At 36.1% G+C, this 11,073-nt stretch carries 9 protein-coding genes and 1 pseudogene; 3 read left to right on the top strand and 7 right to left on the bottom strand.

Going from position 1 to position 11,073, the window contains the following annotated elements:
- Positions 1-66: 66 nt before the first annotated feature.
- Positions 67-393 (top strand): annotated as a pseudogene (locus tag RT037_RS13355) (transposase); the annotation flags it as partial.
- A gap of 53 nt (positions 394-446) precedes the next feature.
- Here the strand turns inward: RT037_RS13355 and RT037_RS13350 are convergent.
- From RT037_RS13350 to RT037_RS13330, 5 genes are all read right to left on the bottom strand, one after another.
- On the bottom strand, positions 447-743 hold the full coding sequence (locus RT037_RS13350; RefSeq protein ID WP_312324279.1) for a hypothetical protein: 297 nt from the start codon (positions 741-743) through the stop codon (positions 447-449).
- Between the two features lie 435 nt (positions 744-1,178).
- Complete coding sequence (locus tag RT037_RS13345; protein WP_313032191.1) at positions 1,179-2,423, bottom strand: DUF1015 domain-containing protein; 1,245 nt, start codon at positions 2,421-2,423, stop codon at positions 1,179-1,181.
- A complete protein-coding gene (locus tag RT037_RS13340) occupies positions 2,423-3,382 on the bottom strand; it encodes a D-2-hydroxyacid dehydrogenase (protein WP_313032190.1) in 960 nt (319 codons plus the stop codon). Before RT037_RS13340 ends, RT037_RS13345 begins: the two co-directional genes overlap by 1 nt.
- A 180-nt stretch (positions 3,383-3,562) precedes the next feature.
- The gene (gene serC / locus RT037_RS13335) at positions 3,563-4,621 is read right to left on the bottom strand and encodes a 3-phosphoserine/phosphohydroxythreonine transaminase (RefSeq protein WP_313032189.1); all 1,059 of its coding nucleotides are present in this window, start codon (positions 4,619-4,621) and stop codon (positions 3,563-3,565) included.
- Positions 4,622-4,657: 36 nt separating this feature from the next.
- On the bottom strand, positions 4,658-5,008 hold the full coding sequence (locus tag RT037_RS13330; protein WP_312324298.1) for a 4Fe-4S dicluster domain-containing protein: 351 nt from the start codon (positions 5,006-5,008) through the stop codon (positions 4,658-4,660).
- A gap of 50 nt (positions 5,009-5,058) precedes the next feature.
- On the opposite strand from RT037_RS13330, the gene RT037_RS13325 reads away from it, so the two are divergent.
- Complete coding sequence (locus tag RT037_RS13325) at positions 5,059-6,093, top strand: acyl-CoA reductase (RefSeq protein ID WP_313032188.1); 1,035 nt, start codon at positions 5,059-5,061, stop codon at positions 6,091-6,093.
- 231 nt (positions 6,094-6,324) lie between these two features.
- Here the strand turns inward: RT037_RS13325 and RT037_RS13320 are convergent, their stop codons facing one another.
- Together RT037_RS13320 and RT037_RS13315 are read right to left on the bottom strand one after the other, a co-directional pair.
- The gene (locus tag RT037_RS13320) at positions 6,325-6,945 is read right to left on the bottom strand and encodes a DUF6266 family protein (RefSeq protein WP_313032192.1); all 621 of its coding nucleotides are present in this window, start codon (positions 6,943-6,945) and stop codon (positions 6,325-6,327) included.
- 357 nt (positions 6,946-7,302) lie between these two features.
- On the bottom strand, positions 7,303-7,635 hold the full coding sequence (locus RT037_RS13315) for a hypothetical protein (RefSeq protein WP_313032187.1): 333 nt from the start codon (positions 7,633-7,635) through the stop codon (positions 7,303-7,305).
- 547 nt (positions 7,636-8,182) lie between these two features.
- Here RT037_RS13315 and RT037_RS13310 point away from each other — a divergent pair.
- Positions 8,183-10,867: a T9SS type A sorting domain-containing protein gene (locus tag RT037_RS13310; RefSeq protein ID WP_313032186.1), complete on the top strand. Its 2,685-nt coding sequence runs from the start codon at positions 8,183-8,185 to the stop codon at positions 10,865-10,867.
- Positions 10,868-11,073 lie beyond the last annotated feature (206 nt).

Below are 11,073 nucleotides of genomic sequence, written 5' to 3'. Positions count from 1 at the left end.
GGCACGGAACCAAGAAGATAAAATCCTCTTTCGGCGAGTCCGAGATCAAAGTTCCGCGTGACCGAGAAGGAAGATTTCGCCGAGAAATGGGAAAGCAAATATCTGTACGCAATACAGTCCTGGAGAAACAATTGGGACGAGCTGACCGTGTTTTTTGACTTTCCGGTAGAAATCCGTAAGATCATCTATACCACCAACTTAATTGAAAATCTAAACGGAAAAATCAGAAAATATACCAAAAACAAAATGTCTTTCCCAACCGATGATGCAGTAATGAAGTCCGTTTATCTGGCTTTAAAGGAAGCCACCAAAAAATGGTCAATGCCCATTCAAAACTGGGGATTGGTTTTAAACCAATTTATGCTTATTTTTGAAGAAAGGCTCAGATTATAAAATCCAAGCCCTAACTTTTTAACTTACACACTTAACGGGATAGTGTCTTTTTATTATAAATTATTTGTTTTCTTTTTTAATTTTTGTTGCGCTATAATAAGAGAAATGGCAACTACTCCTAATAAAGGTAAGGCGTTATTAATGGGAGATGGCGGTTCACCAGGTCCACCAGGTCCAGATTTTGCTAATTCTTGATCGCGTGTCTCAATCTCTTCAGCTACCTCAGCTTTTCTAAAATTATTTTCTCGCTGTACTGGATTTTCTTGGTTGAACCTATTGTCGTAATCTCTATACTGACTAAATAAGACACTAGACACAAAAGTCATTATAAGGAGTAGTTCTTTTCTCATTGTTTTATTCTTTCACGGAGGAAGATGTTAATTTCCTAAATACTTAATTTTATATTGATCCTTGTGTTCTTGTACGCCCAATTTATTTACTTATTGCAAAAATATTTCAGTTAATTTTAAAACGTGTTAAATATCTATATTGATTGTGTGAATAATATTTAAAGTTCATGAATTTTCTATTTCTGCATAAATATTAAATTTTTTATCATAAAAATTTAATATTTGTTTTAAATATCATTCTTTTATGTTGTCATAATAGCTATTCTATCTCGTCTCTAAAAAACGGGTGGTAAATATACAATTTAATTTTACCTGACAATACATCTTAATAATATTTTAATGTTTTAATTTCTAAGATGTTATCAAGTACGATTTACTAACAAAAAAAGGATAACAACTTGCGTTATTATCCTTTGTAATATGTTTAATGAAGAATTATTTCATATCGTACATCATTAATGCGGTGATAAGTTTTGGTTCGATGTAGGTGCACTTTGGCGGCATCTTAATCTTTTTATCCGATATCTTTATCAAATCTTGAAAGCTTACGGGATAAACTCCAAAACCAGCTTCGTACTTTCCAGAATCTACTTTTTCCTTAATTCTTTCGATGCTTTCTTTGGTTGAGTTACCTTTGATGTAATCTATTTTTTCAGCACGTTTTTCTTCGGTATCAAGATTTAAAATCTTTTCAAAAACATACTTTTCGAGTAGATAATGATCCATATCGTTCACTTCTTTTTCGGAAAGACGTATATCGTGTTTTACATGAAGGCTGTAGAATTTACCATCCAAATACATGCTGATATGGAATTTTTGAGAAGGGTAGTAAATCTCTTCGCCTTTCTCATGGATTTGGAAATCCTGTGACAATGCCTCTAATAAAGCTTCTTTACTTACGCCATTTAGATCTTTTAAAAGTCTATTGTAATCGTGGATTTTAATCGACTGGTTGGATACAATAAAACTGTACACAAAGTTGAAATGTTCACTACCAGAATATTTTTTATTTTTTTCGCGAAGACGTTTTGCATGCTCGCCAACACTTCCGATACGGTGGTGACCATCTGCAATGTAGAAAGAATCGATAGGATCTAATACTTCTTTAAATTGTTGAAGCTTTAGGCGATTGTCAATTTTCCACATTTTGTGTCTTACGCCACGATCATCAAGGTAGTTAAGAATTGGTACATTTTTTTGCTCGTGGGACATTAGAAGTTCCACTTTTGCGTTGGCGTTATAAGTTAAAAGTACAGGCTCCGCTTGGATGTGTACTTTCTCAAGATAATGTGCCATTTTCATTTTACGTTCTGTAATTGTAGACTCATGTTTTTTAATCTTACCATTAAAGAAGTCATCGACACTTACTAAACCAAGAAGACCTCGGAAGCTATGCTTATTTGGCATAATCTGCTCGTACAAGTAGTAAGAAGAATCGTCTTGCATTAATTTTTTTGCAGCCAGAAGCTCTTCAAAGTTGGTACGAACTTTTCTCAAGTTGCGGTCAACATCTTTAGACTTGCTGACAACAGCAGGCTTAATCATTTGGACATAAGAATCCTCAACGTTGGCTTTGTTGTTAATTTCGTCTTGGGAATAGTTGTCGAGAGAAGGTGTAGGGAAGGTGTCCAAAATCTCTGGACGAGGTCTTACACCTCTAAAAGCTTTGAAAGTTGGCATTATTCTAATTCCTTTTTGATGTTGATGATTTGGTCTGCAAGCTCTAAGCCGATACGCTCTTGCGCATCTATGGTATTACCACCAATATGCGGTGATAATGATAAAGCTGGATTCATGAGTAGCGGTAATTCTGGTTTTGGTTCGCTTTCGAACACGTCCAAAGCAGCACCAGCTACTTTTCCGTTTTCAATATAGTCTACTAGAGCCACTTCGTTAATAACACCACCACGCGCTGCATTAGCTATAAAGACGCCATCTTTCATCATTTCGAATTGAGGCGCATCAATAATATAAGATTTCAGTTTGCTTGTGTTAACCGTGATAAAGTCTGCTTTTTGTAGGACTTCATCTAAAGTTACAGATTTTATTTCAAACTTTAAGCTTTGACCATCAAAAAAGTTAAGTTCTACGACTTCTGTTTTTGGTGTTCTGTTATAAGCAACAATGTTCATTCCTAGAGAAATCCCTAGTTTAGCCACTTCTATACCTATTTTACCAAGACCAATGATACCTAAAGTTTTCCCTGAAAGTTCATAAGCTTTTGCAAATGATTTTTTAAGGCTGTCAAATTTAGTATCACCTTCTAGAGGCATTAGTCGGTTAGATTCGTGAAGGTTTCTCGCTAATGAAAAGAAATGTGCAAAAACTAATTCTGCTACAGATTTGCAAGAAGCAGTTGGCGTGTTAATGACATAAAGACCTTTGTCAATTGCGTATTCTACATCGATATTGTCCATTCCGATACCACCTCTACCAATAATCTTTAGGCTAGGTGCAGCATCAATAAGTTCTGCACGTGCTTGCGTTGCACTTCTTACAAGTAATACATCAACTTGGTTATCGTTGATGAATTGCATAAGTTGCTCAGGAGCGACACGATTGGTAAGCACTTCGATACCTGCGTCGGTTAGTCTGTCTACTGCGGATTGAGAAATCCCATCATTTGCAAGAACTTTCATTGTTTAATGTTTGGTGTTGATGATCAGTTGCCTGATACGTTCTGTTTAGTTTTTAAAATTGCACAAAAATACGAAAGTTTAAAAAACTAGCCAATATTTTTTTGTGAATTCATATTAATATATGAAAACGCCTTCTATTATTGAAAATAGAAGGCATTTTTTTGTAATATCTTTAAAAATTTAAGCAAGGTTTTTCATAACATCAACTAAAACCTGTACACTTTCGATTGGCATTGCGTTATAGATACTTGCTCTATAACCGCCTAGGTTTCTGTGTCCGTTAAGTCCGCTAATGCCAGCCGCTTTCCATGCAGTGTCAAACGCTTCTTTCTTACTCTCGTCTGTCAATTTGAAAGACACATTCATTAAAGAACGATCTTCTTTAGCTGCATAACCTTCGAATAATGGATTGTTGTCAATCTCATCATAAAGAAGTTTTGCTTTAGCTTCGTTTTTAGCTTCAGCAGCTGCGATACCACCATTCTCCTCAAGATGTTTAAGTGTTAAATAAGACACATACACTGAGAATACTGGCGGTGTATTTAACATTGACTCTTTAGCAATGTGTAGACCTAAATCTAAATAAGATGGCAGGTTACGACCTGTTTTGCCAAGAATGTCTTTTTTAACAACCACTAAAACCGCACCTGCAGGTCCCATATTTTTTTGAGCACCAGCATAGATCAAATCAAATTTTGAAAAGTCTAATTGGCGGCTGAAGATGTCAGATGACATATCGCAAACCATAAGAGTGTCCACTTCTGGAAAGCTCTTTATTTGCGTTCCGTAGATCGTGTTGTTAGATGTACAATGGAAGTAGTCATAGTCTGCTCCAACTTTGTAATCTTTTGGGATGTAGCTGTAGTTATCCTCTTTAGAAGAACCTACTACATCGATGTTACCTACTTTTTTAGCTTCTTTAATAGCACCAGCTGCCCACGTCCCAGTATCGGTGTAAGCTGCTTTGCCATTTTCGGTAAGAAGATTCATAGGTGTCATTAAGAACTGAAGACTTGCGCCACCTTGTAGATAAAGCACTTCGTAGTCATCGCCAAGATTCATTAATCTTTTTACGATGGCTCTTGCTTCGTCCATTACGGCAACAAATTCTTTACTTCTGTGTGAGATTTCTAGCAAAGAAAGCCCCATACCGTTAAAATCCAAGATCGCCTCAGAAGCTTTTTGGAAGACTTCTTGTGGAAGGATACTTGGTCCAGCACTGAAATTGTGTTTTTTCATTTTATTTTATTAGATTTCGGTGTCTAAAGTTAACGATTACTCGTTATGTAGGAAAGCTTTTTTTGCTAATAAAGATTCTTCCGACTCTACATGGTCATCATCTGGCACACAACAGTCTACAGGACAAACTGCAGCACATTGTGGCTCTTCGTGGAAGCCTTTACACTCTGTACATTTGTCTGACACGATGAAATAAACATCGTCACTAACTGGCTCTTGAGGATCATTAGCATCTATGGTTAAGCCCGATGTCAACGTTACGCGTCCTTCTAGAGCTGTTCCTTCGGAAGCCTTCCAGTCCACTGCACCTTCATAAATTGCGTTATTTGGGCATTCTGGTTCGCATGCCCCGCAATTAATACATTCATCAGTTATTTTGATAGCCATTGCTATATTATTTTTAATTTTGTGCAAAATTACGAAAAATAAGATAAGTAATGATTAATCAAGATAAAATTTCTGGACTGACAAATGTTGGTAGTTTTTTAAACAACTATTTAACTCAATCACCTGATACTTATAATACTAAACAACAAGAATTGCAAGCCATCCTTAAGCGCTCGGAGGTCGAAAACCCTTGGTTTGATGAGTCTAATTTGCGTTTTGCTTTAGAAAGTTGGGCATCTTTGCTTAATACCTCAGCTCTAGAGACATGGTTGTCGAAGTATCATTTTGAATCAAAAAACAAAAGAGTAGGCCTTATCTTGGCGGGTAATATCCCTATGGTTGGCTGGCATGACGTGATGTCGGTGATATTGTCTGGCAACATTCCGATTATAAAACTATCATCTAAAGACCGATGGTTAATTCCATTTTTGTTAAAACTTTGGAATGACAACACCGAAGCTGGTGTCAGCTATGAGTTGGTAGAAAGATTAGAGAATTTTGATGCTGTTATTGCGACCGGTAGCAACAATACGGCGCGTTATCTTGAATATTATTTTAAAGATCATAAAAACATTATCAGAAAGAACCGAACTTCGGTAGCAGTTGTATCGGAGAAGGATAGTGACGAGGATCTTAGAAAACTGGCAGATGATATTTTTATCTATTATGGTCTTGGTTGTCGTAATGTAACACGATTGCTGATCCCTGAAGATTATAAACTCGATCGCTTTTTTGAAAATTTTATTGGATATCAATCAATTATTAATCATAATAAATATGCCAACAACTATGATTACAATCGCGCCGTTTTTCTACTAAATCAAGATAAGTTTTGGGACAATAATTTTGTGATGCTAAAAGAGGATGATAAGTTGTTTAGTCCTTTGGCGGTTATTAATTTTAGTCGTTACAAAAGCCTAGATGAGGTTAAGGCTTACATTAACGATAACGAAGGCGATATACAGGCGGTGGTTACCAATCTAGACTTGGGTACAGAAACCGTAAAACTAGGGGAAGCGCAACAACCAGCATTGGATACCTATGCTGATAATGTCGATACAATGGCATTTTTGGCAGGATTGTAAAACTAATTGGGTACCTATTGATTTTTGAGTTGACTTATTAACTTGATTATAGGTAGCTGAGGTGCTTAGTTATTTTAATTTTGAAACGCCACTAGTCTAAATGCTATTTTTAATTCCCAATTTTAGTATAAAGTTTCAAAGATAAAAAACACTTCGCCCTAGCTATAGCTAGGGCGAAGTCAACAATATTATAGGAAAAATTAAGAAACGCCTTAATATTAAGTAGTAAAATTACTGGAGTTGTACCTCGCCAAGATAAAGACTGTTGCAAGCTTGCTCCCTTTGTGAGCTGTTGATGTAGGCCCAGACCTGCATACTTTGCCCGCTGTAGATACTTGGTAGGTTAATACTTATACTTTCGGCGTTGCGTGTTGCAATGTTTTCAAAAATTGCAAAAGCCTTATCGATACTGCTGTAGGATACGATATTGATTTGCTCGTCTATTGATGCATTACCTTGGTCGGCGTTGTTGGTCCAGGTAAGATTGAGTACTTCGTTGGATGCAGCTGTGATATTGGCATTCTGAAAGCCTGTTAAGTCCCCTTTGGTTATAAGAACTTTGTTGTACATTAACTCTGGTAGACCTGCTACGATCTGTACAGCTTCGTACAAAATATAGGATAACGCTAAGTTAATTCTCGACTTCGCACCTCTTCCATTGACATAAAAGCGCGATTGTATAGCATTGAGGGGTGTAAGAAAAGCAATTGTTAAAGCAAACTTTAGCTGTTGTTGGACTTGCTTCTCTATTGGTGCTTTTTGTGATGGTTTTGGAAGGCTTCGGATAATGTCTTTGCCTCTCCAAATAGCGCCCACTATGATGCCAACTTTACCTGAGAATCCGCCAAGTATTCCTTTGTGAATTTGTGCGATAATTTGTAGTTTTTATATGTTAGTAGAGCAAATTTATATCAAAAAAACATTGCTTTTTCGTTTTTAAAATTTTGGATTTTTTATATTGGCTTATGACCAATATCGACCATATTATTATAAGCTTTGTTCGGTGCTTCTTCGGTACTTGTTCGATAATTACTCAATAAAATGCCATTTTTAGGAACAAGACTCGAACAAGACTCGAAGGAAACTCAAATGGTTGTGAGTTTTTGTTTAAGCTTGGTTGCTGAGCGGAGTTGAAGTGCCGAAGTGCCAAAGCATGGATATTGCGGTAAAAAACAACTTCCCAACATCTAGTGGTGTTGGGAAGTGTTGTTAGAGTTGTGAGGCTTTTATTAGTTGTTCAATAAAAGAGCGTGGGCAGTATATCTTGCGACCGATATGGATCTTAGGGATTATGTTGCGCTTACGTTGGCGATAAGGTGTGCTGTCGATACAATGTAACATCTGTTTGAGATCTGCATTGTCTAGTAAGCTTATTGCTGATATATCTTTTTTAATGAATTTTAGTAGTCTTTCATTAAGTTGATCAATACCACGGGATAGCTGGTATAGTGCCTCTTCTACACTGAGGCTTTTGTTTTTTGTTTCCATGATTTGTTTTTTTTCTATCAATAAAGTTAAATAATATTTTTCTCTTAAATACAAATTGTAGTGTATAAAATTAAGTATGATTTTGCTTTTTTAATAAGTATTATTGGTTGAGGTCTTATCCGTGTTGAACATTAGGTATAATTACTATAAATAAAAATGAGGTAAAAACCCCTAATGTTTTTTGGTGAAGAAGAACCAATTTAGTTCCGTGATAAAATGGATTTGTTTTGATTGTAATAAAATCCTAAAACGTCTTTATGTTTTAAATTAAATAGGAGTGTTCTAGATGATTTTTGGGTGTTTTCGAGTCTACAATTAGTGATGAAAGATGTTTTTTTATGCAAAAAAGAGATGTTATAAATAAAAAAACAAGCCAAAGTAGTATGATGGATTTTTTATAAGTAACTGATAATCATGTGTACTTTTTTGTAAAATAATTTGTCCACCCCTTTGTCCACCCCTTTTTTTTCTTTTTTTAATAAAAAATTGTTGATTTGATGAAAATAGTGTTAGAAAGTATTAACAATCATAATAAAAGCATTAAAAACCAAGCTTAAAAAATCTATAATAAATACAAACAATAATAACTAAAAAAAGCATCATGAAAAACAACTACATTTTAAGCCTCATCTTGATGATGATAAATCTATTGGGCTATAGCCAAACAAGTACAGAGACTTTTGAGACAGAATCCCATGGTAGTACCTCTTTTACGGATAACGGGGTTGTATTTAACATTAAATCAAATGTTGGTACTTTTAAAGTACAAGGAAGTTTTCCAGGTACTGGTTGGAGTGGTACAGCTAATGATAATAAATATATCGATAATGATAATAGTTCCGGTAGCGCTCAATCTTTTAGCATTAAGACCACCTCCAATCTCTTCAAAGTGAATAGGTTTTGGATGTACCTTTCGAGCCCTACGCTTGACTTGACTGTAAGTGGAAGTTTAACAGTAACTGGTAAATTGAGTGGTGTTACTAAGTTTACTCAAACAAAGACCAATGGTTTTACAACTTCAATGCAGAATTATAATGGTTTTACGTTAATAGATTTGACTAACCTTAATGGGCAGAATTACTCTAACATCGTCATCGATGAGCTGGTACTTACTCTTGGTGGAAATTTTACTTATGCGAGTTTGGATGCCTTTACGTGGGTAAAAGATTCTGATACAGTCAATCCAAAGGTTACATTATCTAACCAAACCAATGTAAGTTGTAATGGTGGAAATAATGGCTCGTTAACAGTAAGTGTTACTGGAGGTAGTGCTCCTTATAGTTATGCTTGGTCACCAAGTGGAGGTACATCTGCTACAGCAACAGGATTGTCAGCTGGTACATATACTGTTACAGTGACAGACGCTCATGGAGGCACGGGAAGCGGATCATATACTATCACCCAACCAACAGCTTTAGCAGCTACTATAGCAAAAACAGATGTTAGCTGTAATGGAGGTGCTAATGGTACAGCAACAGTAATACCATCGGGTGGAACAGCAGCTTATACTTATTCTTGGGCACCAAGTGGTGGTACGGCAGCAACAGCAACAGGATTACCAGTAGGTGTTTATACATGTACAATAACAGATGAAAAAGGATGCAGTATTACAAGATCTGTAACGATATTGCAACCAACAGCATTAACAGCCACTACGTCTCAAACTAATGTAAGTTGTAATGGCGGTGCTCATGGTACTGCAACAGTAACACCATCGGGTGGAACAAGACCATATAATTATTTTTGGTCGAATGGCGTTACAGCTGCAACAGCAACAGGCTTATCCGCAGGGACATATACTTGTACAATAACGGATGCTAATGCTTGTCAAATTACAAGATCAGTAACGATTACTCAACCAACAGCATTAACAGCCACTACGTCTCAAACTAATGTTAGTTGTAATGGTGGTGCTAATGGCACAGCTAGTGTAGCCGTAACAGGAGGTACACCTAGTTATACCTACTCTTGGGCACCAAGTGGTGGTACAGCAGCGACCGCAACAGGCTTAGCTGTGGGGACATATACTTGTACGATAACGGATGCTAATGCTTGTCAAATTACAAGATCAGTAACAATTACAGAATCCCAACCAATAAGTGTTAGTGTGACAGGTAATGAAACCTGCGAAAATAATGTTGCGAACTTAACAGCCACGGGTGCCGATGCATATAATTGGTATAACCAAGTTACTGATGTTAATCCTTTTTATATAGGATCAACCTTTGTAACACCAGTCTTGACAAATAATGCTAACTATTATGTGAAAGGTCTAAAGCTAGACACAGCACAATCTTTAGAAACAACATTTGTTGCTGGTAATAACCATAGAGGTAATATGATTAATGTGACGGCACAAAAAGACCTTTTAATTGATTCTTTTGATGTTTCTCCACAAGCAAATACTACAATAGAAGTTTATTATAAAGAAGGTACTTATAATGGATATACGGCTACTCCTTCAGCTTGGACCAAGTTAGGAAGTGTCCCGGTAGTCTACACAGGTAATCCAGTTAATTTAAAGCCAGGATCTATTACAATACCAGCTGGTAAGACGTATGCATTTTATATTACATCAAGTAATATTAACGTTTCGTTAAACTATTCAAACGGTACAGGTAATGATGTTTTTGCAGATGCTAATATGACAATTAATGCTGGTATTGGATTAGAGTATCCGTTTACTGCTGGTACCAATATAGTGTATAACCCTAGGATATTCAATGGTCGTATTCATTATCAAGTGATCGCTTGCGCTAGTCCTATGCAGTCAGTTGTAGTAAATGTAACATCGACTGATGCACCAACAGGCGATGCAGAACAAAGCTTTAATCTAAATGATACGTTAGCAACACTTGTGGTTAATGGACAAAACATCAAATGGTATGCGACGCAAGCGGATGCACAAACACACGTTAACGCATTAGCAAACACAACAGTTATTGTGAATAATACCACTTATTATGCAACACAAACTGTAGGACAATGTGAGTCTAGTACTGCGTTAGCTGTGAAAGCTTATAATGCGACTTTAGCAGTTGGCGCAAGCAATAAGACTAAAGCAATACAACTATATCCTAATCCTGTTAGAGATATCTTAAATCTAAAAACAGATGAGAAAATAATAAGTGTCGATGTTTTTGGTATCGATGGCAAAAAACTAATGAATAAAGCACGGGTAACTACTAATAACCAACTGGATGTCCATAACCTAACACAAGGTACATACATCCTTTATGTAACAACCGAAACTAAAAAGGAGACGATTAAGTTTATAAAACAATAGTGATTTTTAAGTATGTTTGTTATGAAGCAGACCGCCTCGGCGGTCTGTTTTTTTTTATTTTTTCTCAGGAATGGCTTCGTTGGTGGTTTTTATTTGGATATTGTTGCCATCTTGTTTTAGAAATAAAGAAGCTGGTTTATTATTATTAGACACTATCCCTTTAAGTGTGTAAGTTAAAAAGTTAGGGCTTGGATTTTATAATCTGA

It is taken from the genome of Soonwooa sp., from assembly GCF_032062245.1.
In the GTDB taxonomy this organism is placed as follows: domain Bacteria; phylum Bacteroidota; class Bacteroidia; order Flavobacteriales; family Weeksellaceae; genus Soonwooa.
The sequence above is the reverse complement of the archived record's forward strand: the minus strand, read 5'-3'. Positions and strand labels throughout refer to the sequence as shown.

Bases quoted from the DNA above. Each gene is read 5' to 3' on its own strand.
- RT037_RS13350 (WP_312324279.1), bottom strand. From the start codon at position 743: ATGAGAAAAGAACTACTCCTTATAATGACTTTTGTGTCTAGTGTCTTA.
- RT037_RS13345 (WP_313032191.1), bottom strand. From the start codon at position 2,423: ATGCCAACTTTCAAAGCTTTTAGAGGTGTAAGACCTCGTCCAGAGATT.
- RT037_RS13340 (WP_313032190.1), bottom strand. From the start codon at position 3,382: ATGAAAGTTCTTGCAAATGATGGGATTTCTCAATCCGCAGTAGACAGA.
- serC (WP_313032189.1), bottom strand. From the start codon at position 4,621: ATGAAAAAACACAATTTCAGTGCTGGACCAAGTATCCTTCCACAAGAA.
- RT037_RS13330 (WP_312324298.1), bottom strand. From the start codon at position 5,008: ATGGCTATCAAAATAACTGATGAATGTATTAATTGCGGGGCATGCGAA.
- RT037_RS13325 (WP_313032188.1), top strand. From the start codon at position 5,059: ATGATTAATCAAGATAAAATTTCTGGACTGACAAATGTTGGTAGTTTT.
- RT037_RS13310 (WP_313032186.1), top strand. From the start codon at position 8,183: ATGAAAAACAACTACATTTTAAGCCTCATCTTGATGATGATAAATCTA.